General features: G+C 62.1%; 23 protein-coding genes. 12 read left to right on the top strand and 11 right to left on the bottom strand.

The genetic code is table 11. The features are described from left to right. Positions 1-55 precede the first annotated feature (55 nt). Both SIN08_RS02840 and SIN08_RS23590 read right to left on the bottom strand, forming a co-directional pair. Positions 56-755, bottom strand: a protein-coding gene (locus SIN08_RS02840; RefSeq protein WP_322449981.1) for an IS6 family transposase whose coding sequence is annotated in 2 segments (ribosomal slippage) — positions 56-499 and positions 501-755 — 699 coding nt in all. Because the reading frame shifts where the segments join, the coding sequence is not laid out codon by codon here. A gap of 146 nt (positions 756-901) precedes the next feature. Beyond that, positions 902-1033, bottom strand: a complete 132-nt coding sequence (locus SIN08_RS23590; RefSeq protein WP_416208005.1) for a type I restriction enzyme endonuclease domain-containing protein — start codon at positions 1031-1033, stop codon at positions 902-904. A 353-nt stretch (positions 1034-1386) separates the two neighbouring features. Here SIN08_RS23590 and SIN08_RS02835 point away from each other — a divergent pair, with 353 nt between their 5' ends. The 3 genes from SIN08_RS02835 to SIN08_RS02825 all read left to right on the top strand — a co-directional run bounded on the left by SIN08_RS02835 (position 1387) and on the right by SIN08_RS02825 (position 3672). Beyond that, positions 1387-2736 carry a type II and III secretion system protein family protein gene (locus SIN08_RS02835; protein WP_322450004.1) on the top strand — a complete coding sequence of 450 codons (1350 nt, stop codon included), beginning with the start codon at positions 1387-1389 and terminating at the stop codon, positions 2734-2736. Positions 2737-2852: 116 nt separating this feature from the next. Beyond that, complete coding sequence (locus SIN08_RS02830) at positions 2853-3119, top strand: hypothetical protein (RefSeq protein WP_322450000.1); 267 nt, start codon at positions 2853-2855, stop codon at positions 3117-3119. A gap of 28 nt (positions 3120-3147) precedes the next feature. After that, complete coding sequence (locus SIN08_RS02825) at positions 3148-3672, top strand: tetratricopeptide repeat protein (protein WP_416208004.1); 525 nt, start codon at positions 3148-3150, stop codon at positions 3670-3672. A 61-nt stretch (positions 3673-3733) separates the two neighbouring features. On the opposite strand, the gene SIN08_RS02820 is transcribed toward SIN08_RS02825, so the two are convergent. Continuing rightward, on the bottom strand, positions 3734-5044 hold the full coding sequence (locus SIN08_RS02820; RefSeq protein WP_416208006.1) for a pilus assembly protein TadG-related protein: 1311 nt from the start codon (positions 5042-5044) through the stop codon (positions 3734-3736). Positions 5045-5248: 204 nt separating this feature from the next. On the opposite strand from SIN08_RS02820, the gene SIN08_RS02815 reads away from it, so the two are divergent. From SIN08_RS02815 to SIN08_RS02800, 4 genes are read left to right on the top strand one after another with little or no spacing between them, the layout of a single operon-like run. Further along, on the top strand, positions 5249-5761 hold the full coding sequence (locus SIN08_RS02815; RefSeq protein ID WP_322449998.1) for an A24 family peptidase: 513 nt from the start codon (positions 5249-5251) through the stop codon (positions 5759-5761). A 12-nt stretch (positions 5762-5773) separates the two neighbouring features. After that, entirely contained in the window at positions 5774-6577 is an 804-nt protein-coding gene (gene cpaB / locus SIN08_RS02810; protein ID WP_322449997.1) for a Flp pilus assembly protein CpaB, read from the top strand. A 41-nt stretch (positions 6578-6618) separates the two neighbouring features. Beyond that, on the top strand, positions 6619-8334 hold the full coding sequence (locus SIN08_RS02805; protein ID WP_322449996.1) for an AAA family ATPase: 1716 nt from the start codon (positions 6619-6621) through the stop codon (positions 8332-8334). Continuing rightward, the gene (locus tag SIN08_RS02800; protein WP_378619423.1) at positions 8331-8753 is read left to right on the top strand and encodes a TadE/TadG family type IV pilus assembly protein; all 423 of its coding nucleotides are present in this window, start codon (positions 8331-8333) and stop codon (positions 8751-8753) included. Before SIN08_RS02805 ends, SIN08_RS02800 begins: the two co-directional genes overlap by 4 nt. Positions 8754-8758: 5 nt before the next feature. Here the strand turns inward: SIN08_RS02800 and SIN08_RS02795 are convergent, their stop codons facing one another. Next, positions 8759-9259 carry a pilus assembly protein N-terminal domain-containing protein gene (locus SIN08_RS02795; RefSeq protein WP_322449994.1) on the bottom strand — a complete coding sequence of 167 codons (501 nt, stop codon included), beginning with the start codon at positions 9257-9259 and terminating at the stop codon, positions 8759-8761. 262 nt (positions 9260-9521) lie between these two features. On the opposite strand from SIN08_RS02795, the gene SIN08_RS02790 reads away from it, so the two are divergent. The 4 genes from SIN08_RS02790 to SIN08_RS02775 all read left to right on the top strand — a co-directional run bounded on the left by SIN08_RS02790 (position 9522) and on the right by SIN08_RS02775 (position 13216). Beyond that, positions 9522-9695 (top strand): Flp family type IVb pilin, encoded by a 174-nt coding sequence (locus SIN08_RS02790; RefSeq protein WP_322449993.1) that lies wholly within the window; start codon positions 9522-9524, stop codon positions 9693-9695. Between the two features lie 91 nt (positions 9696-9786). Beyond that, positions 9787-11202 (top strand): CpaF family protein, encoded by a 1416-nt coding sequence (locus SIN08_RS02785; protein ID WP_322449992.1) that lies wholly within the window; start codon positions 9787-9789, stop codon positions 11200-11202. 13 nt (positions 11203-11215) lie between these two features. Beyond that, positions 11216-12235 (top strand): type II secretion system F family protein, encoded by a 1020-nt coding sequence (locus SIN08_RS02780; protein ID WP_322449991.1) that lies wholly within the window; start codon positions 11216-11218, stop codon positions 12233-12235. 9 nt (positions 12236-12244) lie between these two features. After that, complete coding sequence (locus tag SIN08_RS02775) at positions 12245-13216, top strand: type II secretion system F family protein (RefSeq protein ID WP_322449990.1); 972 nt, start codon at positions 12245-12247, stop codon at positions 13214-13216. 11 nt (positions 13217-13227) lie between these two features. On the opposite strand, the gene SIN08_RS02770 is transcribed toward SIN08_RS02775, so the two are convergent. The 7 genes from SIN08_RS02770 to SIN08_RS02740 all read right to left on the bottom strand — a co-directional run bounded on the left by SIN08_RS02770 (position 13228) and on the right by SIN08_RS02740 (position 23429). After that, positions 13228-14259 (bottom strand): chemotaxis protein CheB, encoded by a 1032-nt coding sequence (locus tag SIN08_RS02770; protein ID WP_322449989.1) that lies wholly within the window; start codon positions 14257-14259, stop codon positions 13228-13230. 6 nt (positions 14260-14265) lie between these two features. Then, positions 14266-16440: a hybrid sensor histidine kinase/response regulator gene (locus SIN08_RS02765; protein ID WP_322449988.1), complete on the bottom strand. Its 2175-nt coding sequence runs from the start codon at positions 16438-16440 to the stop codon at positions 14266-14268. After that, a complete protein-coding gene (locus tag SIN08_RS02760; RefSeq protein WP_322449986.1) occupies positions 16437-18056 on the bottom strand; it encodes a methyl-accepting chemotaxis protein in 1620 nt (539 codons plus the stop codon). Before SIN08_RS02760 ends, SIN08_RS02765 begins: the two co-directional genes overlap by 4 nt. Next, positions 18056-18697: a chemotaxis protein CheW gene (locus SIN08_RS02755; RefSeq protein ID WP_322449985.1), complete on the bottom strand. Its 642-nt coding sequence runs from the start codon at positions 18695-18697 to the stop codon at positions 18056-18058. The genes SIN08_RS02760 and SIN08_RS02755 overlap by 1 nt, the downstream gene beginning before the upstream one ends. Beyond that, a complete protein-coding gene (locus tag SIN08_RS02750) occupies positions 18687-19952 on the bottom strand; it encodes a CheR family methyltransferase (RefSeq protein ID WP_322449984.1) in 1266 nt (421 codons plus the stop codon). The genes SIN08_RS02755 and SIN08_RS02750 overlap by 11 nt, the downstream gene beginning before the upstream one ends. Positions 19953-20248: 296 nt before the next feature. After that, positions 20249-20938: a response regulator transcription factor gene (locus SIN08_RS02745; RefSeq protein ID WP_322449983.1), complete on the bottom strand. Its 690-nt coding sequence runs from the start codon at positions 20936-20938 to the stop codon at positions 20249-20251. A gap of 301 nt (positions 20939-21239) precedes the next feature. Further along, on the bottom strand, positions 21240-23429 hold the full coding sequence (locus SIN08_RS02740; RefSeq protein WP_322449982.1) for a bifunctional diguanylate cyclase/phosphodiesterase: 2190 nt from the start codon (positions 23427-23429) through the stop codon (positions 21240-21242). Between the two features lie 249 nt (positions 23430-23678). Here SIN08_RS02740 and SIN08_RS02735 point away from each other — a divergent pair. Further along, a protein-coding gene (locus SIN08_RS02735) for an IS6 family transposase (protein WP_322449981.1) occupies positions 23679-24378 on the top strand; the annotation gives its coding sequence in 2 pieces (ribosomal slippage) (positions 23679-23933 and positions 23935-24378; 699 coding nt in all). The last annotated feature ends 55 nt before the right edge of the window (positions 24379-24433 follow it).

The raw sequence follows: 24433 nt of genomic DNA, 5'->3' as shown, positions 1-24433 counted from the left end.
CGGTTCTGTCGCAAAGTTTGATGCCGGACGCGCAACGGCGGATCACGTCTGCTGGTTACGCTGCGAGGATTTCGAACTGCTCGGCCAGGAATGGATTCGGATCGCAGGCGTAACGCGCCTGTCGTTTGCGCATCATGGCGACCATTTCGATCCCGTCGAGAGTGGCATTGGCGCTGGCGAAGGACTTGAAGCCGAGCATTGGCCGGACACGACGCTTGATACGCCGATGATCCTGCTCAATGCGATTGTTGAGATATTGGCTTTGGCGGATGAGGATCGGCTTCAACCAACGCCGGGACCGGTCCTGCAGGTGGTTGGTCGTATCGCAGGATACGACCGCCGCGCGTTTGGTTCGGCTGCCGTCGATGACAACGCGATCGGGTCGATCATGTCGTTCCAACGCTTTTCTGAAGAAGCGCTTGGCCGACGGCAGGTCCCGCTGTGGGCTGAAATAGAATTCGACCGTGCCGCCGACGCTGTCGATGGTGCGGTAGAGATTACCTCCATCGCCCGCGCACATTAATATAGGTTTCATCGACATGCCACTTGCCGGTGACGGTACGCTTGCGTCGGTTGAAGCGCTCAAGCAGCAAAGGGGAGAAGTGCACAACCCAGCGATGCACGGTCGAATAGTCGACGTTCAAGCCACGCTCGGTCATCATCTCTTCAAGGTCACGTAAGCTGAGATTGTACGCCAGATACCAGCGTACGCACAACAAGATCACTGATTGGTCGAAATGGCGACCTTTGAACATGATGAGTTCCTCAAACTGAAGAGCGTTTCATGCCTCCGTTTGCGACAGAACCGGCATGCGTCAAACCATCGCCAGGAGTGGTCGGTCGCTTCGATGACCGGTGACGTCGGCTTTCGTCAACACCCTGCATAGACGGCAATACGCTCCTACCCCCACTCCGCTGCTGAGGCGACGAGATCAACAGCAGCCTTCTGGAGATCTGGAGGGTATCCGTACCGAGCCAGCAGCTTACGGATTTTTATGCGCGTCTTTGCTCGGAGCCTTCTTTCCGGGTCCAATCAATCGTCGCTATTGGTTATGTTCGCCGAACATGTTGCCCGCCGATCCCGGCAGGCACGCATCCCACGCCCCGCCATTCGACTTAGCGTGATCGGCGCATCCGCTCTGTAGCTGCCGCCGGCCTACATGGCGGGGCTCGGCATCAGACTAACTGCGCGGTCCGGCGTTAAGCGCATTCCCGGCATATTGCCTGTGGGGAAGCTGATATGGAGTTGACCGCCCCGCGGGCATCCCTCAGTTTAGCAAGTTGTTGCGAGGGGATAGTGGGCGGAGGTTGGCGACTACGGGAGGGGATGACATGGGAGCGGCTGTCATCAGCCATGCTTGCCCAAAAAGCCGGTGGAATCTGGGCATGTGCGTCGCGGTTTTCCTCGGTTGCATACTTGTGCCTCTTTCATCCGCGTTGGCCAAGGGTGATTCCATCCAGATTTCGATTGGCGAGGCTTCGACCATTCGTGTTGCGAAGGGAAAGCCGCTGACGGTCGAGACGGCGGAGGCCTTCGACGAAATTGTCATCGGCGATCCAGAGGTTGCGACACTCAATCCCCTGACGGATCATTCCTTCTACGTCCTGGGCCGAGGCCTGGGGACGACGGGGATAGCGCTCTACGATGCGCAGAAGAGCCTCATCGGTACGATCGACGTCGAGGTGACCCTCGATTTGAAGGTGCTGGCGGATACGATCCGGGACAGCGTGCCAGGGTCAAACATCAAAGTGACTTCAGCCAATGGAAGGATCGTACTCGCCGGTTCCGCGCCCGACGCCGTGGCTGTTGAAAAAGCGAGCCAGATCGCAGAGCGTTTCGCGGGCGATGAGGAAGTGATCAACACGCTCGAGATCACGTCATCCCAGCAGGTTCAGCTCAATGTGCGCTTCGTGGAGATCAACCGGTCCGTCGGCAAGGAACTCGGAACCCAAATCAGTGCCGCCTATATGTCCTCCAGCGGCGACATTACCTTCAACAGCGATCCGGCTGCATCCTCGAACGCTCCGGCCGGCTCGCTCATCGGCGGGCTCGTCAGCGACGGCTTTTCAATTGACGTCGCCATCGATGCCCTGGAGGATCGCGGGGTGGCCCGGCGCCTGGCGGAGCCGAACCTGATCGCCCGGTCTGGAGAGACCGCCAGCTTTCTGGCCGGCGGCGAGTTTCCCATTCCGGTCTCGGAGGAAGAAGGCCGCGTGACCGTCACCTACAAGAAGTTTGGGGTCGGCCTTGATTTCACGCCCACCGTTCTTTCTGATAGCCTCATCTCGCTCGACATCGAGCCCGAAGTTTCCTCCATAGACACCACCGCCTCCTATCGGGTGGGTGAAATCGCCATTCCTGGCTTTACCGTGCGGCGCGCGCGCACCTCGGTCGACCTGCGCAGCGGCCAGAGCTTCATGATCGCGGGAATCCTGCAAACCCAGAACGAGATCAATACCCAGCGCGTGCCGGGTCTCGGCCGGTTGCCTATTCTGGGTGCGCTGTTCTCGTCTAAGGCCTATCAGCGCAGAGAAACCGATCTCGTGATCATCGTTACACCCTATCTCGTGAAACCGATTTCGCCCTCGAATAAGGTGGCGACGCCCGCGGACGACTCGGCTCCTCCACATGATGGGGAGCTGTTCCTGGGCAATATCGAAGAGGTGCGGGCACCAATGCGTGCATCCGCCACGGCAGCTGCCCCAGGTGGGGGACACTTCCTGGAGTTGCAGTGATGTGCGTGACGGTTGAGAAGATGCCCAGCCCGTGTTTCCCAGGCTCCCCGGGCCATGTACCGGTCCAAACGGACGACAGGATAGGAGAACGACGCAGGACGCAGGGAAGGTGTGAAATGCGGGTTAGCCTCGCGCTTGCCTGCGCCCTGCTCCCACTGGCCGGCTGCGCGGCGGACCCGCCGCTGCGCACAGAGGGCGTGAGCTTCGCCGCTGGAGACGCGATCGCCGCCAATACCGTCATGCAGATGGTCGATCCGTGGGATGCCAACGTACGGTACACGGACATCGCCGTCCCTGCCAACCGCGAGCCCTACCAGCCGCGCCAGCAAGAACAGGCTCCCGCCGAAAGCTATACGCAGGCCGTCGGGACAACCAACCAATAGCCGCACTGCTGAATTGACGAACATTTTGATGTATGCCGCTTTCAGTGCCCATAACCGCTCACCCTGCACGTTGACCGGGATTAGGAGGGGTTTGTGCCAGACTGTGCTGATCGCCGGAGCGCTTCTTTCGCTCGCCGGCTGTCAAACCGCGTCGGTGGATGAGGCGCTGGATGTAATCGGTGCGCCCACGAGCAGCGGCGACATCAGCGAAGGGGATTTGCGCACGGCCAAGGCGCATTTTCGGGAAGGGAACTACGGCTTGGCCGAAAAGCACTTCCGCAAGGCGGTGGAGCTACGCGCGAGCAATGCGGAGGCGTGGCTCGGCCTTGCGGCGACATATGACAATCTCGGCCGGTTTGAATTCGCCGACCGCGCTTACGCGCAGTTGTTGAAGCTCGTGGGACGCACGCCCCGTGTCATCAACAATATGGGCTATTCCTATCTGCTACGGGGAAATCGCAAACGGGCACGCGAATTGCTGACGGAAGCGAACGCGGCCTTGCCGGGCGATCCGCGGGTAGCGGCCAATCTCGCCCTGTTGAACAGGGACTGAGGCCATCGACGACGTACAATCGACCCCCGGCCCTTGCACAGACCGGGCACTCGGCCCAGTATCACTCGATGATCGCGATCGACCGCCCAACGATGATCTCGTTCGTTTCGTCCGCGCAGGTTTCCATGGAGGAATTGCCGGTGAAGGTGACGCGGTCGGCGACGATCTGCAGGCACCCGCCACTCCCGGTGGAATTGCCCGTAAAGTCTATCGCCCCGGTCGGCGTGTATACAGCTCCCTGGAGGCTCCACTCCGTATTGCCAGTTACAACGTGACCCACACCCGTCCCATGGCGGCTTCCGAACAGAAGAATGCCGGCATAGGGCCCGGACGTGGGGGCGGAGAGCGTGATATCCGAGTTTCCGGTGAGGTTCGCCCTTGCCGAACTCGTAAGAAGAAAGGTCACCCCGCTTCCGGTAAACGACGCCCCCGCGGTCACTTTCAGTTCGCCCCCGTCTACAATGTAGAGGCCGGGCTGAAGCGTGATGTTGCCCTTGATGTCCAGGCCGCCGCAGAAGCGCAGCGCCTTTTCACCGCTCGGAAGAGTGTCGAAGGAGTAGGTGGAGCTCGAGATGTGGTCCAGTGACCGGCAAGGAAGCTGGTCGATCTGGATCTTATCCGGTTCGATGACGCCAGCGAAAGGGTCGGGAATGGGCGGCGCGAAAGTCACGGGATGGCTGCATCCGGTCAATGTCAGCCCCGTCGACGTCACCGCGCCGCCGACGGTGTATATGCAGTCGGTCGACATGAGAGCGCTGCCGTTCTTCATCAGGAACGCATCCGCCGCGTTCGAATTCGAGGCGACGCTGCAATTCGAAAGCTGCACGTCGGTCGACCCAGTCACAGTGACGGCCCCCGAGGCCGAGCTTGAAAGTGCAAGCACGCACGCTTTCGAACCACCTTTCAGTTCGGCGAGGGCGCGGGCAGCGAGCACCAGCGGCTCGCTGGAGAAGATCGAGGAGAAAAGCCGTGCATGTGTCTCGGTCAATTCAACCGTGATCTTGCCGCTGGTTACTGTCGAGCCGGACAGAGAGTCCACCGCGATGGTGCCGATATCGGACTGGTAGCCCGTGCCGCTCGCCGTCCGCAGAGCGGCTGCCTCCACCGCAGTCTGAGCATCGCCGGCGCGATAGCGAACGGCGGCCGCATAAACGGCCACGTCCGCCGCATGCTGAAGCTTACGCTGCTTGAGGAACCAGTACCCGGTTTCGGCACCGAGCCCCATCGCGCCGATGACGACGGGGAAAACGATGGCCGCGATGGCAGCCACTGCGCCTTTCTCGTCTTTTGACAGGGCGCGGAAGATGCCGGACGGGCTTCGGTGTCTCGGAGTTTGGGAATGCGAACTCATCGCGTTTTCCATCATTGATATGACTGTCGCCGATATAGCGGTTCGGCCGGCTATGCTCGATTCAGCCACATAGCCTAGTCCCGCCGGCACGCCGGCACGCGGTGCTAGACCATCAGGCTGAATGGTGTTTTCGCCGATGAGGCATCAAATTGCCCGGCAATTGCGGATGACGTGCCATCGGTGACCGATGCCGCCTCCCCGCGCAGAAGTTACCGGGAGCCCGAAATGATCTCCAACGCCGCGGCCTGGGCCGCACTTTTCCTTTTCGCCGCCGGCATGACCTACGCCGGCCTGAAGGACGTGAAGACGATGACGATCACGAACCGGCTCGTGCTGTTGCTTGCCGGCGCATATGCGTTGTTCGCGCCTGTCGCAGGCGTTGGGCTCGACGGAATGCTGACGTCCGCGGCCGCCGCGGCGGTGGTGCTTACGGGAACTTTCCTGCTTTTTGCCTTTGGCTGGATCGGCGGCGGCGATGCGAAGCTCGCCGCGGTGGCTGTCCTGTGGCTCGGCGCCGATCAGGCGTTCACTTATCTGCTCTACGTCTCGGTTGCCGGCGCGCTCCTCACCCTGGCACTGATCCAGTTTCGTCGGCTGCCGCTGCCGGCCTTTCTGCAGCGGACGGAATGGACCGGCCGGCTCCACGAGGCATCGTTCGGCGTCCCCTATGGCGTTGCGCTTTCCGCGGCAGCACTCCTGCTCCTGCCCGAGAGCCCGTTCTTTTCAGCCATGATCTAACGAGGCAAAGCGATGTTCCGTATCCTCATTCTCCTTCTGGCGCTGTGCTCCGGCGGTGTCGCCGCATGGCTGGCCATGGGAACGGCCGGACAGCCGACGGCGGCCGAGACCAGCGTCTCCGAGCCGCCTTCGTCCCCCGACAAGGAAGTGCTCGTGGCAGCCTCCGATCTCGCGCACGGCGCCGTCCTCAAAGAAGCCGACCTGCGCTGGCAGCCGTGGACGGCAGGCGATGTCCCGGCCGTCTTTATGAGCCGCTCCGCGCGGCCCGACGCACAGGAAGCGCTCACGGGCTCCCTCGTGCGCGGCGGCTTCGTGGCCGGCGAACCCATACGGGATGACCGGCTGGCGCAGCCGGGTGCCGGCTTCCTGTCCGCCCAGCTTCCCTCGGGAAAGCGGGCGATCGCCGTCCGCGTCACCGCAGAGAGCACCGCGGGAGGCTTCATCCTGCCGAATGACCGCGTGGACCTGATCCATACCGCGGTGACGCCGGAACAATCCGGTGCGGAGCAAGTATCGAGCCGGACCATTCTCTCCAATATCCGCGTTCTTGCGGTCGACCAGACAGCATCGGGAGTGAGCGACGGCGCAGCTGTCGTCGGCAAAACCGCGACTCTCGAGGTGGATCCGCGCCAGATACCCGTGATCACGGCGGCGGAAGCATCGGGCTCCATTTCGCTTGCCCTGCGCGCCGCCTCGGACGAGGGCGAGCCTGCCGAAACCGTCGCAACGAAGAAACACACCCGGGCCATCAGAATTTTCGGCGGCGACACTCTCAGAACGGTGGAGGTTCCCTCCTCGAACCGTGAAGGCGGCTAGGGGCCGCCGGCATGACACAGACTTCAGTTGGAAAACGGGATATGCACCCCATGAACGCGCCATACGTCTTGCACGCGATTCCTAAAGTCGACATCACCGCCTTCTGCATCTCTCCGGATCTGGCGGAAGCGATACGTACCGGTGCGCTCGACCGGCGGATGGCGCGCGCCAGCGTCTCGGTCAAGGAAGGAGGCATGATTCAGGCGGCGTCCTTCTACCGGGGAACGCCATCGCCCAACCTCGTGGTCGTGGAATGCCATGAGGAAAAGTCGAAGCTCATGGAAGAGCTCGAAGCGCTGGCACTGGAGTGCATCGCCGGCACGAAGGTGATCGTGATCGGCTCTTCCAACGACGTGAACCTCTACCGCGAGCTGACAGAGGCGGGCGTGGACGACTACCTTGTCGCGCCTGTCGCGCCGATGGCGTTCGTGGAGGCCGTATCGCGATGCTTTCGCAACTCGGTCGAGGAAAAGCTGGGGCGCATCATCGCCTTCATCGGCGCCAAGGGCGGCTCCGGCTCGTCAACGATCGCCCACAACGTGGCCGCGGCCATGGTGAGCCGGTCGGATGCGGATGTGCTTGTCGCCGATCTCGACCTGCAGTTCGGTACCGTCGGTCTGAATTTCGACGTCGACTCGCCGCAGGGGATGGCGGACGTGATCGAGGGCGCGAACCGCGTCGACGAGGTTCTCATCAGGCGCATCGCGGTCAAGCACTCAGAACGCTTGCATCTGCTTCCCGTCAATGCCGCCTTCGACCGATCCTTCAACTTGAAGGAAGAGGACATTGACCGGCTGCTGGATGTCGCCAGGTCGAGTTCGTGGCACCTCGTCCTCGACATCCCGCACCTTTGGACCCCATGGACGAAGAAGGCGCTGCTGAGTGCAGACGAGATCGTCATCACCGCGACGCCCGATCTGGCCAGCATGCGCAACGCCAAGAACATCATCGAGTACCTGAAGAAGACGCGGCCGAACGATCCGTCTCCGAGGCTCGTTCTCAATCGCGTGGGCACGCCGAAGATGCCCGAGGTCAAGCTCAAGGATTTTACCGCGGCGGTTGGCGTGGAGCAATGGGTGACGATCCCCTTCGATGCACAGGCGTTCGGCAAGGCTGCCAACGAAGGCCGCATGGTGACGAAAGTCGCGCGCGGCTCGAAAGCCGCGCGCGCACTGAGCGAGCTTGCCTGGCGCGTGAGCGGCCAGCGTGACAAGAGAAGCGGAAAGAAGTTCCGCCTGCAGGCACTCCTCGGGATATTCAGGCGCCAGCGTAAGCAGGACGGCCTTTCCCTCCGGAAGGGCAAGGCAGCGGAACTAGCTGCCTCCGAAAGCGGTGTCTCCGCCGTCGAATTCGCGCTGGTTGCGCCGGTTCTGGCCTTTTCCCTGGTGGCGATGGCGGATCTGGGGCTTGCGCTGCATGAGCGCATGGCGATCGACTATGCGCTGCGTGCTGGCGCCCAGGCCGCCATGTCCGATCCTGGCGAAGCAGAAGTCTACAAAGTCATGCAGTCGGCCCTCGGACAGGCTGGCGCCCCGGCCGCCGTCTCCTTCGACCTGGTCAGACGCTATTGTGCGTGCCCCGAAGACGCCGACATCTCGCCGGCCGACGCCCCCGCCTGCACGGTATCCTGCGCGGGGTCGGCCTCGCCCTTCGTCTTCTACCGCCTGGAAGCTTCCAAGACCTATGACGCCATGTCCCTGCCGGAGATACTGGCGGATTTCAGGCTGAGCTCGTCCGCGCAAGTCCAGGTACAATGAGACCCATGCGGCGCGTTTCTCGTCATCTTGCAAGATGCCAGTCGGGGGCCGCGGCGGTCGAGTTCGCGATCGTCTGCCTGCCCTTGCTCCTGCTCTGCCTCGGCGTCGTGGAGTTCGGCCGCGCGTTTTTCGTGCGCAACGATCTTGCCTACGCCGCGGACGTCGCAGCGCGCAAGGTGCTGATCGGCCAGATACCCCCCGACGCCTCGGCGAGCGAGATTGCCGTCGGGCTTGAAGACGCGGTCCGGGGCGCTTTCGTCGGAGACACGGAGCTGCTGCAGGTTGCGGTGGGGACCGAAACCGTCGATGGCGCGCTATACCGCACCCTGTCGATCCGTTATCCGTTCACCTTTCTCGTTCCGGGAGTGAGCGACAGTCCGTTCGCCCTTAGCGTCTCAAGGCGCATTCCCGCGGGCTGACATTCCTACTGCCCGGCCGCGCCGCCGCCCGTGAGACCCTGCCGGACGCCCATCTGAGACGCGGTGGTACTGAAGAATTCCGCGTCGTCGCCGACGGAAAGAACCGGATCGCACCTGCGCACGCACGTGAATGTTTGGCGCTGTTCACCTTGGTGGACCGTGACGAGTTCCGGCCGCTCGACCACCCACAGCACGGTGTTGATGATCTCTGCGCCATCCGCATCGAGCACGATCAGGTTTGTGGAGCCGGTTGTCCGCCCCGTCAGGATAAGTGTGCGGTCATCGCTCAAGGTGGCGTTGGCGATCGCTGTGCTGCCCAGAATAACGGTGCCGGCCGGCCGTTCGAGAGCCAGCAGCTCCGCACGGTCGATGGTGAGTCTCACCAAACCGTCCTCTAAATAGACATCCTCCTGTGCCGACCGCAGAACCGGCTCGCCCCAGGCCGAAGCAGGCAGAACAATCACCGATGCGGCAAGGGCGAGTGATATCCGGAAATCAGCGCTCATGGCCGGAGTCCTCCTTCAGGCTCTTGTCAGAACGGACGCAGGGGGGCGGGGTTCCCTGCCCCGAGCCGGGCAAGCGAATTAGGCCATGTGGCCGAGGATAGCGCGGAAAGGGTCGGCCATCAGGCTGAATGGAGCGCGAAGGTTAACGCGGCTATATCACCGCTTACACAGAGCGTGGGTTCAAAAGCAAATGACGGCCCGCCTGTGACGCCGATCCTTGATGGTGTCGGCGCAACCCCGCAATCCAGTAAAGGATCGAACCATGAAAAACCTCGTCACCCGCTTCGCCAAGAACGAGTCCGGCGCCACCGCCATCGAATATGGCCTGATCGCCGGCCTGATCGCCGTCGTCATCATCACCGCCGTTGGCTTCGTCGGCACGGACGTAAGCAACACGTTCCAGTCCATTGCCAACAGCCTGAACCCCACACTGTAAGGGCCTCCAGCTTTTCAGGACAACGAAAGTTGGGGGGTGAGAGCCCCCCATTTTTTTAGCGCCAGCCGCGGAAACGTTCAGGGTAAGAGCAATGATTGGCAGAAAATCCGCCGCACAGCTGCAGTCCAGTGAAAGCAAGGCACCCCCGCCTGCGCCTGAGCCCGCGCCTCGACCGCAAGAAAACGCCGCGCCAGCGCCAGCGCGCATCTTGGCCGACAAGCCGAACCACTATTACGACCTGAAGAAAGAGGTTTTCGGCGCGCTCATTGCCGCCATCGACGTCGCCGCCCTTTCGACGATGGAGGAGGTTCAGGCGCGCAAGGAAATCGGTGCGATCGTCAACGACATCGTTGCCGCAAAGAAGGCCGGCCTTTCCCAATCGGAACAGGACGGACTGCTCAACGACATATGCGATGATATTCTCGGTTACGGCCCCCTGGAGCCGCTGCTGAAGCGCGACGACATCGCCGACATCATGGTCAACGGCGCGGACCAGATCTTCATCGAAGTGGGTGGCCATGTTGAGAAGACCGGAATCCGCTTCCGCGACAACGAGCAACTCCTGAACATCTGCCAGAGGATCGTCAGCCAGGTCGGCCGGCGCGTGGACGAGTCGAGCCCCATCTGCGACGCGCGCCTGGCGGACGGCTCGCGCGTCAACGTCATTGCGCCGCCGCTGGCGATCGACGGACCCAGCCTCACTATTCGCAAGTTCAAAAAGGACAAGCTCACCCTCGACCAGCTGGTAAAATTCGGCTCGATCACGCCGGAGGGTGCGGAAATCCTGAGGATCATCGGCCGCGTACGCTGTAACGTGGTCATCTCCGGCGGTACGGGCTCGGGCAAGACGACGCTGCTCAACTGCCTCACCGGCTATATCGACCATGGCGAACGCATCATCACCTGCGAGGATGCGGCCGAGCTGCAGCTCCAGCAGCCGCATGTGGTGCGTCTGGAAACCCGCCCGCCCAATATCGAGGGGCTGGGCGAAATCACCATGCGCAACCTGGTGAAGAACTGCCTGCGCATGCGTCCCGAGCGCATCATCGTCGGCGAGGTGCGCGGGCCGGAGGCCTTCGACCTCCTGCAGGCCATGAACACGGGCCACGACGGCTCGATGGGGACGCTGCATGCGAACTCGCCGCGCGAAGCAATCTCACGTCTGGAATCCATGATCACGATGGGCGGCTTCGCGCTACCCTCCAAGACCATCCGCGAGATGATCGTTTCCTCGGTGGACGTGATCGTGCAGGCAGCGCGCCTGCGCGACGGCTCGCGCCGCATCACCCACATCACCGAAGTGCTGGGTATGGAAGGCGACGTCGTCACCACCCAGGACCTTTTCGTCTACGACATCCTCGGGGAAGACGCCGACGGAAAATTGCTGGGCCGGCATCGCTCCACCGGGATCGGCCGTCCGGCGTTCTGGGATCGCGCCCGCTACTATGGTGAGGAGGCGCGCCTTGCGGCGGCGCTGGACGCCGCGGAAGCGAAGGCTGCAGCCTAGAGGGAATCGCATAATGACGGAGTTGAGCACCCTGCTTGGGCCCACCCTCTTCCCGATGGTGGTGTTCGCCTTTGCAACGCTGAGCGTCGGAGGACTGGCCGCGGCGATGTTCTACCCGCGCCTCGCGCAAGCCAGCCCCTTCAAGCGCCGCTTCCATAGCCTTGCCGCCCTCGGCGCGGGAGAGGATGTCTCCTCGCCGGTGGACGAGGAGCGGGATCGTCGCAAATCCGTGGAAAAGACGCTGCGGGAACTCGAGGAGAAGCAGAAGGCGAAGAGCAGGAAGGCCGGCAAGCCGACACTTGCGGGCAGGATGAGGCAGGCGGGTCTCGGCTGGTCGAAGAAGACCTACTACACCGCCTGCGCCGCTTCGGGCGCGGGATGCTTTCTGCTCTCGGTCGTTCTTGGGGCCGGGATGCTCGTCGCCATCGGCTTCGCCGTGGCGGGCGGATTGCTTCTGCCGCACGTCTACGTCGGCACACGGCGCAAGCGGCGTCTCAAGAACTTCACCGCCGAATTTCCAAATGCAGTCGACGTCATCGTGCGCGGCTTGAAGTCCGGCCTGCCCATGCCGGACTGCCTGCGGGTGATCGCCGCCGAAACGCCGGAACCCATCAGAAGCGAGTTCGTGTCGATCGTCCAGGACCAGACGCTCGGGATTCCGCTCGACGAGGCGGTGCAGAGGTTGTGGGAACGCGTTCCTCTGCCGGAAGCCAACTTTTTCGCGATCGTCATTGCGCTGCAGAGTCGCACCGGCGGCAGCCTTTCGGAGGCGCTCGGCAACCTCTCCAGGGTGTTGCGGGAACGCAAGAAGATGAGCGCAAAGATCAAGGCGATGAGCTCGGAGGCAAAATCCTCCGCCGGCATCATCGGCGCCCTGCCCTTCCTTGTATCCGCTGCCGTGTATGCGACGAGCCCCGACTACATGTCGCTCTTGTTCACCACCCTGACAGGCAAGATCGTGCTTGTCGGCTGTGCGCTGTGGATGGGCATGGGCATCCTCGTCATGCGCAAGATGATCAACTTCGATTTCTGAGGCAGCGCGATGAGCTTCGTTTCCAGCATTCCCGATCCCGAGCAACTTTCGGCGATCATGGCGGCCATCGCCGCGTTTTCGGCGGTCCTCGTCGTCTCCTGGCCGTATCTGTTCCGCAACGGCCTCGCCCGGCGCATGGAGAAAGTGGAAAACGAGCGCAAGCTCCTGCGCAAACGCGAGCGCGCGCGGCTCACGGCAGAACGCAAGCCCATGTCGTTGCGCAGCGAACCACGCAAGCTGTTCAAGACGATCGTCGCGGGCTTCAACCTCGCCAAGCAGGCCGAAGACGGCGAGATCGCAGACCGGCTGCGAATGGCCGGCTATCGCGGCAGCGCGCCGGTAATCGCGTTCCTTGCCATACGGCTCATCGCGCCGGTCGTGATATTCGGGATCGCCACGCTGTATTTCCTCTTTCTGCTGAAGCCGGCGGTGCCGCTCTATGCGGGTTTCGGCATTGCGGCCGCCACCGGGGCACTCGGATATTTCGTTCCCGCCATCTATGTCAGGAACAGGATCACCAAGCGGCAGAAGGCCATCCGCCGTGCATGGCCGGAAGCGCTCGACCTGCTGCTCATCACCGTGGAATCGGGAATGAGCATCGAAAGCGCGTTCCGCAAGGTCGCCGAGGAGATCGGCACCCAATCCGCGGAAGTGGCGGAGGAGGTGGCGCTGACGACGGCGGAACTGTCCTACCTGCAGGATCGCCGCCAGGCTTACAAGAATCTCGGAAAGCGGACGGGGGTGGAGGGTGTGCGCGCTGTGGTGACCAGCCTCATCCAGGCGGAGAAATACGGTACTCCCTTGGGGCAGGCCTTGCGCGTCATGGCCCAGGAAAATCGCGACATGCGCATGAGCGAAGCTGAGAAACGTGCCGCCGCCCTGCCGCCCAAGCTGACGGTACCGATGATCATTTTCTTCCTGCCGGTGCTCTTTGCGGTGATCATCACGCCCGCGGCGATCCAGATCGCCGGCATTCAGTAGCTCGCCGGATGTCAGCAGACTGTAACACCTGCCAGCCGGGCGATCTCCCCGGGCATCTCGTCCAGGGACACGACCAGATCGACCAGGCCTGAATCGATGGCTGCCTTGGGCATTCCGAAGACGGCCGAGCTCGCCGCATCCTGCGCCATCGCCACACCTCCGGCCGCGCGGATCGTTCTCAGCCCCTCTGTTCCGTCCCTGCCCATCCCGGTCAGCACGACGGCCAGGCATTCGCTGCCGAATGCATCAGCCATCGACGAGAAGAGATAGCTTCCCGAAGGCAGGAATCCATCGACCGGAAGATCGTCCAGAACGTGGATTCGCTTCTTGCTGCTCAGGCCCATCTGATGGCCATCCGGTGCGAAATAGACCGTCGCCGGTACAAGGGGATCGCCATCTGCCGCGACCTTCACCTTGAGCGCCGACCCCATGTCGAGCGAAGCGGCGATCGCATCGATATGCCCGACTGCGATGTGCTGGACCGCCAGGATTGGCACGGGGAAATCGGGCGGTAATCTCTTCAGGATCGTCTTGATGGCCGCAAGCCCGCCGGTCGACGCCACGACCGCTATGATCCGGATAGATCTGCTACCTGTCTTTCGCGCGGCGACCGGGCCGCTGGGGGTGCGCCAGCGTCTCACCACCTTCACCTGGGACATGGCTGCGAGGCTGGACAGGAACTTCCGCACCGACAAGCCGTCTATTTTCCCTTCGATCTCCAAGGGCGCGGGAATGATCGCGAGCGCTCCCGAAGCCAGCGCTTCGACCGCGAGGCGCGCCAAGTCGGGATCGGAAACGGGAAAGACCATGACAATCGGCAAGGGAGTCTCGATCATGATCTCCTTCACCACGTCCGCACCTCCCCTGTCGCCTAGCTTCGGTTCGACAATGACGATGTCCGGCTTGAACCGCTTCGCCCCGTCGATTGCTTCCTGCTGGCTTTCGGCCACTCCGATCAGTTCCACCTCACCGCCAAACCCGCCCGTCCGCCTGACAAGCGATTGCAGATCGGTGCTCTTTGCCACGAGGAAGAGGCGAAGCATGGGACCTCAAATCATCTGGCGAACCGTTTCAAGGAAACTTTGCTGGTCAAAGCCGCTCTTGGCGATATAAGCATCGGCTCCCACCTGCAGTCCTTGTGCCTTCTCCTCCGCCGTGTCCCGCCCGGTGACGAGGACGACCGGCAGCCTGGCGAACTTCCGCGATCTCCTGATGACACCGGTAAGGGCAAGTCCATCCATTCCCGGCATGTCGACGTCAGCCACGACGACATCGGCGCCCTGTTCCTGCAAGTACTTCCATGCCTCCGATCCGTCCTCCGCCAGGATGACCGTATAGCCGGCCGCTTCGAGAATGAGTTTTTCGAGCATGCGCACCGAAGGAGAGTCGTCGACCACCAGGATTTTGCGCACCGGCGGCGGATGGGAAACATAAGCGTCGGTCCCGAAACGTTCCTCGGAGGCGACCGCCTCGAGCAAGCCGGGGGGGTTGAGAAGAAGGGCGATGCGGCCATCGGCGAGAATTGTGGCTCCGCTGTAGTGGCGCAGATTGGCGAGTCGAGGCCCCAATGGGCGCACCAGAAGTTCCTCCTCTCCGAGGATCCGGTCGACGATGATCGCCATCTCTCCGCCGGACGGTCCGACAAAGACCACCTGGCAATGATCCGGCACTTCGGTTGCCCCCGTTCCGGGAAGTTGCAGCCATGTGGCCAGATCGAGAATCCGGACTTCGCCGCTCTCAGCGGCAAGAACGCCCCGCTGCCCCGCCGCCGGAAGCTCGCTGGTGCGCACCCTGCCCACCCGGCGGATCGACGCGGTATCGAAGGCGAAGATCTGCCCGCCTACGGAGACCTCCAGTGCCCGTACCGTGGCCAGCGTCAGTGGCAGGGTCAAGGTAAAGGCCGCTCCGCCACTGGACGCGTTCGAGACTTCCACGCTTCCCCGCAACGCCTCCACCGTGTCGCGCACGATGTCGAGACCCACGCCGCGGCCCGACAGCTTTGTCAGCTCGGCCGAGGTCGACACACCGGGCTCAAGCGCCTGGCGCAATCTTTGCCGCTCGTCTACCGGTTCTGGAAAGCCCAGTTTGCGGGCGGCCGCCATGACCGATGTCACATCGAATCCGCGCCCGTCATCCTCGACATGCACCTGAAAGCGGTCGCCGAAGAGGGCGGCGGAGATGCTGATCCGGCCCTTCTCGGGCTTGCCGGCAGCGCGGCGCGCTTCCGGTGTTTCTATCCCGTGGCCCATTGCATTGCGGACGAGATGACGCAGGCAGTCCTGAAGCCCGGCGGCGAGCGACCTGTCAATTTCGATTTCGCCGCCCATGAGGTGCAGTTCAGCCATTTTCCCGGATGCGACGCCGAGGTCCCGAACCAGTCGCGGCAGCCCCTGGCAAGCTTCCGACAGGCGTTGCATGCGGGCGCGTCGGATCTCGTGATCGAGTGCATCCACCAGGCTGCCGATCAGCCGCGCGTCCTCGGCAAGTCCGGAAGCAAGCTCGCGCAGATCGTGCTCGAGCGATACGGGTGTGTCCATGCGGGCTTGTCGGGAGGAGCGGAGACGCCGCAATCGCTCCCGCAGTGAAGCGACTCCTGCAGCTTTCGAGGCAAGACGCGATTTCGCTGCGACAAGTTCTCCGCTTCTGTAGAGCAGAGTGTCCAGCCGCTCTCCGGAGATGCGCATGGATCCATCAAGATCGGTTGAACGGATGCGCGGCGCATATGCAGGTCCGGTTTGGCCCGTCTTATCCTCATCTTCATCTTCATCGGTTGGGCCCTGTTCGACCTTATCTTCACCAACGTCGTCCCGCGGCCTCTCCTTCAGCCTGGCGTCGACCTTTCTGAGCGCAGACTCGATTGGTGCAGCGTCAATGCCGGCACCTCCATCCAATCTCATAGCGGTTTCGCTGATGGCGTCCACCGCAGCCAGGAGGGCGTCCAAGTCCTCCTTTTGCACAGCACGCTCACTGCCCATGTGGAGCGTGAGCATATCTTCCATCTTGTGACAGATGAGCTCGACCGGACGCACCTCCACCAGACCGGCGGCGCCTTTCAGGCTGTGTGCAATGCGCAGGAGCCTTTCCGTCACGCTTCGCCGTACCTGCGCCTCCTGAAGCCCCTCGAGGGAGAGCAGCAGATGCTCGAACTCGCGCGCTCGCTCCTGCATCTCCCGGGTGAACAACTCCAGCAGTTGCCGATCGATCTGGCCTTTCGCCATGTTCATTCCCCGCGTCCGTCCAGCATCGTCTTCAGGCGGGCTCCGAGCTGGTTGAGGTCCCTGGCCGCCTGCTCCGCCTGACGGACCGCAGCGAGGTTCTGCGCGCTCGTCTGTTGGATGTGGTGCATCGCCTCGTGAATCTGCTTCATGCCCGTCCTCTGCTGGCCGGCGGAAGCAGCAATCTGGGCGGCGGATCTCGCAGCATCGGCAATGATGCTCTCGAGCTGCCGGATGGTCTCGCCGGCCGCGTTCACCTTTTCCAAGGCTCGGCTGACGCTTTTCGCCCCCTCTTCCATCCCGATGACAGCTGCGTTGGTGCTCTTCTGGATATCCAGGAGAATTCGGCGGACCTTGTCCGTAGCGGCCTTGGACTGACCGGCCAGTGCCTTGATCTCCGTTGCGACAACGCTGAAGCCGTGCCCGTGCTCGCCCGCGCGGGAGGCTTCGATTGCCGCGTTGAGGGCAAGCAGGTTGGTCTGATCAGCGATTTCGGTCACCGCCGTTATAATCTCGCCGATCTCCTGGTTGCTTTCGGCGAGCGCAAGGATATCGCCGGCGATTGCTTCGGTCCGCTCGCTGACTGCATTCATGACGGCCACGGATTCATCGACGGCCTCACGCCCGGCGCTGCTGACATTCACCGCCGCCTCCGACGAGGCGGCGACCGCTTCGGCCCGCTTTGTTGCCTGTTCCGCGGTCTGCAGCACCTCGTCGACGCTCGTGGTCGTCTGGGTGACTGCTGTCGACTGCTCGCGCATTCCCTCGACCTGTTGTGACGCGCCGGCGAGAATCTCGGTTGCGGAAGAAGAGAGCTTCTCGGCCGTGTCGGCGATCGTTGCGACAAGCCCTTCGAGCCTCGTCCGGTCGTTCCGCTCGCTATCGATCATGGCCAGGAGCTTGGCCGTCATGCTGTTGAACGACGCCCCGAGTTGCGACAGCTCATCCGCACCTTTCTCGGGCGCTCTCCTGTCCATGTTCCCGGCACTGATCTCCTGCGCCGTCTCCAGCAACATTTTTGCGCGTTGTGCAAAGTGGTGGATCAGGAGCAGCATCGTGAAAAAGCCGAGCACCACGACGGCGGAGGAGGCGACGAGCAGGAGACGGGCCTGCCACAACCGCGCGCCGGCGGTCTGCTCCATGAAGCGGATCTGCCGATCCAGCCGCGTCACATACGCCCCCACAAGGCGCTCCAGGCTGTCCATCTCTCCGCCGGTCAGAGGAGCATTCACGATGGCGGTTTCAAGGGCCGGTCTCACGGTGGTCAGCCAATACTGGCGACTTTCCTCGAGTTCCGCCAATACATGCGGATCCGTCACCGGCGGCAGTCGAGGCTCGGTGCTCCCATTGATCAGCGTGGACAGCATCCGCTCGTTGCGGTTCATGGCTTCACGCATGTCGGAGGCGACGGTCTCGTCGCCGTCTGAATCCGGCAAACGGGACGCCAAGTAGAGCAGCCGGTAGAAGACATGCTCCCTGCCCAGATAGGACGTCACCACGATATCGGAGCGGACCCTCTCGACGGTCACCAGCCCGAAGCTTATGAAAACCGTCCAGACTGCGACGAAGAAAACCATCGGCACGCCGAGTGTGCCATAGAGACTCCGCCTTCGCAGAATGCTCATTATCCCTTTTCCTTTCCCCCGCCCTGGGACGTGTTTCTCTGATCTTCGAGAAACAATTGCCGGTCCGTAACCAGCGCTGCACCGTCCACGATGATCGTTCCGTCACCGGCTATCCCGCGTATCCACCCCGCGGTCGCGTCTGTTTCCGCCGGAGCGACCGGCTGCGGGACGTCGGGCGCGATTGTCGCCATGCCCGAAGTTGCAATCAGAAACTCTGGCCGATGCTGGCCGCAGACGATGCCCCAGTTCGCGGCGAGCGACGGACCTGTTGTCGGGGCGAGAAGCACCTGCAGATCGAAGACGGGAAGCACCTGCCCACGTAAATCGTAAAGACCGATTACGAAGCGCGGCGCACGCGGAAGGTGCGTGGTCCACCGCATCGGAACCAGTTCGTGGACGTAACGCGCCTCCATAGCGAACCGCTTGCCGCCCAAATCGAAATGGACCGATCCCACCGCCGGGAGATCGCTCCGGCCCTGGGTGCGCGAGCGTTCGAGGGCTTTGGCCCGTGCCTCGATCTTGCGTCGTCGCGCTTCGTCGGCGGGATCCTGGAGACTGGTGACCGCATCCATGCTCGTCTCCAGCCTCTGGCGGACAACGGCCCAATCGACCGCGCGCCCCTTTTTTTTCTCAACCGGCATCAGCCCCATCCTGTAGCGAGCGCTTCAAATCGGCAATTTCGCGGCCGATATGGGCGGCGAACTGACCGGCGCTGAAGCCTTCCATTAGTTCCACACGCTCGTCGGGCGGACGGCCCGCACAGAGCGCGTGAGCCGTCTCGAAGGCGCGAAGGGCAACCTTGTGATCATTGGGCAGGCAGCACTTTCCGAGAAGGAAATGTGCGACGGGGAGGCTCCTGTTCAGATATAAAATCTGCCGGAGTGCGGCGGCTGCGTTCTCATACTGCCCCAACGCCATCAGAACGAGGCCGTGGAGATGATGCAGCCTAGCTGAAAGGGGGTGTTTTCCGGTCGCTTCGGCGGCGAGCTCTGCGGCCACGTCCGTTGCTCCCCCGTGCAGAGTCGACAGAATGCGTCGCACGATCGGGCCTTCGCCGGGCGTCAGGCTTGCTTCTTTCAGCCGGCTGCCGACAGGCTCCATTTCGCGAATGCGTTCCAATGCCGAACAGCCAGCGTAGAGGGCGGGAACTGACGGCTCCAAACGGACGGGCGTTTTACTACGACCTAGTGTGCCGGGCTCCGGCGTTACCGGGTTGCGCCGGTAGAGAACGCCCGCACGTGCGGTGAACGTGGTGAATGGAGCGTACTCCCAAAGCGGCGGATCGGAGGGGCCAAGCAGGAGACAGCCCCCCGTTCCGAGGCATTGATAGAACTGGCGCGCGATACGCTCCACCATGTCCGGCGTCAGATAGATGAGTACGTTGCGGCACACAATCAGGTCGAGATCGGCGAGACCTTGGGCCGGAGAAGGGAGTTCGTCCCTGCCTAGACAAAAGTTGTCGAACCGTATCCGGCTTCTCAAGTGTTCACTTACACGCAGTTGTTCTCCACATGGGACCAGGTAGGGGCTCATGCGGTTCGACGCCCCACCCCTCAGCGAGCGTCGGCCATAACGCGCAGCCGCAGCTTTCTGCAGGGCACTGCCGGACACGTCGGTTCCGGTAATCTGCACCTTGTCGCCAAGGCCCATCTCCTCGGCGAGTACTGCGAGCGAATAAGCTTCCTCGCCCGTCGAGCATCCTGCGCTCCATATCTTCAAAGGCAAGCCTGCCGGTCGCGCTCGCTGCAATTCCGGCAGCACCTCATCGCGGATGAGATCGAACTGTCCGGGATCGCGAAAGAAGTATGTCTCGCCGACGGTCATCTCCGATACGATCTCACCAGTCAGCGTCGGGTCGAATTCGAGGCGCTCGAGCAGAAGCGCCGGATCGCCCATTCCGTGACGTTCCATAAGCCGTATCATGCTGCGGGCAAGGAAACGCCTCCCAAGCGAAGCGACGTCGAGTCCCACCTTTGCCGCGACGGGTGAGATCAAGAGATCGCAGCTGCGGCTTTGAGGCGACGCAGTGCCGGGACTGTTCCGCTTCCAACCTCAGGTATGCCGCGCTTCTCCGGCAGGTGGTGACTGACTGCATCGTTCGCCCGCTGTTATTATGTATCTCAATATCTGCACCTCTTTCCCGGTATCGCCTATTCGGCCAGATGGCCTATTGGCACACCGTGGGCAGGCGGCTAGCGGGTCTCCCCTTGCCGGTTCGAAAGAAGCCTGGCCCCGGTGGCGGCGGCCGCTTGACGGTTCCTGACACCGAGGCTGCGAAGCAGCGCGGCCAAGTGGATTTTCACCGTTCCCTCGCCAAGCTGCAGCTTGCGCGCGATCTCCTTGTTCGAAAGGCCGTCGACGAGAAGGACCAACACATCCCGCTGGCGGGGCGTCAGGCTGTCGATGACGCGGCTTTCCGGTCCCTTCGACGGCTCCGGTTCTTCCCTCGGCTCATCGCCCTTGTCGCGAGCAGCGATCTCGGGAGGGACATAGATGGCTCCGTCCAAGACGCGCCCGAGGGCCGCGGCCAGTTCCGCGGCGCCCAGCCCCTTGGGCACGTAACCATGGACCCCCGCGGACAGCGCCGTCAGCATGTCGGATTTCCTGGTCGACGCGGAAACGACGGCGATGCGCATATCGCGGCGAAAATCACGGACCGCCTCCAGGCTACCAGCATCCTTCATGCCCGGCATCGCCAAGTCGAAGAGTGCCAGGGCAATTTCGTCGTGTACGGCAAGCTGTTCGACCGCCTCCTCGAGCGATCCCGTCTCGATCACGTCCGCGAACCCCAGTTCGCTCTTCAGGATCGTCCGCAACGCAATTCGGAAAAATTCATCATCATCAGCAACAAGCGCAGTCGAAGGCCCCGGTTCGGTCTTCATATCGCGCTCCAGAAGAAGATCTCCCGGGTTCCAGCAAGATAAGGAATCGTCATCATTTCGGGCGGGCTCCTCCTCCTTCTGGACTAACCCAATGTAAACAACAAAGGTTCCGCCGGCGCAACTCGGCGGTTTCCTAATCTTACCAAGTGGTTACTTTTCCCAGGCAACGAATGCGTCCGCATGGGTGCGGTTCGTCAGTCGCAGCCACCTCCAAAGGCGCCCGACATCCGCAACCGGCGCGGAAACATCAGGGAGAGGCAACGTGCCACTCCCATTCTTAAAGCCGCGTTCCCGCTTGCTGTCAGGCGGATACTTTCAAACCCTGCCGCAGATCATTCAGGAATTGCTCGCCATTGAGGGGGCGCGAGAAGAGGTATCCCTGCATTTCGCGGCAGCCGAGCGAGCGCAGAAGCTCGCACTGATCGGCGGTCTCCACGCCCTCTGCTATCACCTGCAGTTCCAATGCATGGGCCATATCGAGCATAGCACCGACGATTGCACGGCCCTGATCGTTTTCCGACAGCGCCTGCACGAAGGAACGGTCGATCTTCAGACGGTCCACCGGATAGTTTCGCAAATAGCTCATCGAAGAGTAGCCGGTACCGAAGTCGTCGATCGCGATCGAGACGCCGGCCTTGCGCAGCACCTCGAAAGTCTTGATCGCGAGATCCGGATTTTCGATCAACACCGTTTCCGTGACTTCGAGCTGGATGCGCCGTGGCGCGGCGTTCTCTTGGCGGATGATGGCGAGGCACCGCTCGGCGAAATGCTCGTCGCGAAGCTGCACGGCGGAAACATTCACCGACATTAACGGGAGGTCGGTTCTCGCGAGCATTCTGCAGGCTTCTCTGAGGATCCAGTCGCCCAGTTGCATGATCAGACCGGCTTCCTCGGCCACCGAGATCACGACCACCGGCGACATGGCGCTATGAACCGGATGGTTCCAGCGCAGAAGTGCCTCGGCCCCGATGATATTCCCGGCGTCGGAGTAGAGTGGCTGGTAAGCAAGCTGAAGCTCTCCCCCCTCTGTCAACGCGGTACGCAGATCGGCCTCGACACGCCGGCGCTGCTTCAGGATGGCGCCCATGGTTTCGGAGAAGACCTGATAACAGCCGCGTCCGCGCTTCTTTGCGTCGTAAAGCGCGATATCGGCCTTGCGCAGGAGTTCCTGGCGCTCGCTCGCGGCTGCCGGCGCAGCGGCGATTCCAATGCTGACGCCCACATGAACGAGTTCGTCTTCTATCTCGAAAGGCGCGGCAAGCGATTCAAGCAGTTTCTCGGACAACGCGACCGCCGCCTCGCGCGCTCCGCTCCGCACCGGAAGCAGAATGCCGAACTCGTCTCCCCCGATGCGGGCGACGGTGCCGTTCTGGCCTGCCAGGGCACTCAGCCGCATAGCCGTCTGGCGCACGAGAGCGTCGCCCGCCCTATGGCCGAGCGTATCGTTCACCGTTTTAAAGCGGTCGAGATCGAGGAAAAGCAAGACCGCTTCACCGTTGCCGGCCCGCACATCACTCAGGACGCCGTCGAGCGTTTCCTCGAAGAATGCGCGGTTGGGCAGTCGCGTAAGCACGTCATGGGAGGCCAGATGGCGGGCACGGCGCTCGCTGGCATGGAGATCGAGCGAAGCGCGGCGCAGCCTGCGACCAAGAAACAGGGCGATACCGCCAAGCACCAGAAGAGCGGCTACGCCGGCCGGCAGCACCTGCTTGAGCAGGGCGATGCCGGGTCGATCCGCCTTCCAGACGAGATAGCCGAGCGTCTCTCCAGATGAGGTCGCGATGGGAACGCCCGCTTCCCGGTAATCCGTCGGGAGTTGCTCGGAATAGCGCATATCCCCAATCAGGATATGTGAGCCAATTGTCTTCGCAAGCGCCTCATTCAACACCTTCATGGAACCGTAGAGATACTCGCTGCCGGGCGCGACGGAAACGCGCTCGGTGAACGGAAGAATCGGCTGTACGCTTAGGATAGCGGGCTTGCCGTCAAGGTCGATGATTCTCGTTTCCACGATGTCGGAAAGGGGTTCCGCCTCGTCGCCCGCGCCTTGCCGGGCAACCAGCCGGCGCCGGAGATCGGAGGCAACTTCGATAATCACTTTCTCCTCACCGCTGAAGGATGGCGGCTGGACGGTCTTGCCGTCGCGCATGGCGTGGACGAGGTTCCCCCGGTCGTCCAGAACATAAGCCCGGTCATGTCCGAAATAGTCGTACATCCACTCGCCCACATTTTCCGCCAGCCAAGTGTGATCCGCATTGCGGGCGTGAATGACGTGATCATCCCAGACGGTGATGCTTTGCTGCTCCCGCGGCAAAGCCTCAACCTGCTCCTCGAAAGCGTGCCGCACAAGCTCCTGCTGCTTCAGAACTGCGTTCTGGTCGACGCGACTCGACGCGATGATCGATATCCCGAACGCACCTGCTGCAGCCACCGCCGCAAGCGCGACGAGGGTTATCCGGATTTGCGAAGTAAGACTTCCGCTCTTGTTCATGCCACCATCCGACAATTGTAGCGGAATCGGTCAAGTCCGATCCCAACCGGGGATATGACCCGATCGGCCTACTTTGACCACTCGACCTGACGGTCTAGGCCGTTAGGCCAACGCAGTGTCGGCCAGTGACTTTACGCTGTTCTTATCTGAGCAGAACATCACATAGGCGATGCCTTTAATCGGTTCTGTCGCAAACTTTTCGGTAAGCAAACGGAGGCATGAAACGCTCTTCAGTTTGAGGAACTCATCATGTTCAAAGGTCGCCATTTCGACCAATCAGTGATCTTGTTGTGCGTACGCTGGTATCTGGCGTACAATCTCAGCTTACGTGACCTTGAAGAGATGATGACCGAGCGTGGCTTGAACGTCGACTATTCGACCGTGCATCGCTGGGTTGTGCACTTCTCCCCTTTGCTGCTTGAGCGCTTCAACCGACGCAAGCGTACCGTCACCGGCAAGTGGCATGTCGATGAAACCTATATTAATGTGCGCGGGCGATGGAGGTAATCTCTACCGCACCATCGACAGCGTCGGCGGCACGGTCGAATTCTATTTCAGCCCACAGCGGGACCTGCCGTCGGCCAAGCGCTTCTTCAGAAAAGCGTTGGAACGACATGATCGACCCGATCGCGTTGTCATCGACGGCAGCCGAACCAAACGCGCGGCGGTCGTATCCTGCGATACGACCAACCACCTGCAGGACCGGTCCCGGCGTTGGTTGAAGCCGATCCTCATCCGCCAAAGCCAATATCTCAACAATCGCATTGAGCAGGATCATCGGCGTATCAAGCGTCGTGTCCGGCCAATGCTCGGCTTCAAGTCCTTCGCCAGCGCCAATGCCACTCTCGACGGGATCGAAATGGTCGCCATGATGCGCAAACGACAGGCGCGTTACGCCTGCGATCCGAATCCATTCCTGGCCGAGCAGTTCGAAATCCTCGCAGCGTAACCAGCAGACGTGATCCGCCGTTGCGCGTCCGGCATCAAACTTTGCGACAGAACCG

It is taken from the genome of Chelativorans sp. M5D2P16 (genome assembly GCF_034427935.1).
Lineage (GTDB): Bacteria > Pseudomonadota > Alphaproteobacteria > Rhizobiales > Rhizobiaceae > Chelativorans.
This window is presented reverse-complemented; position numbering and strand designations above follow the sequence as displayed.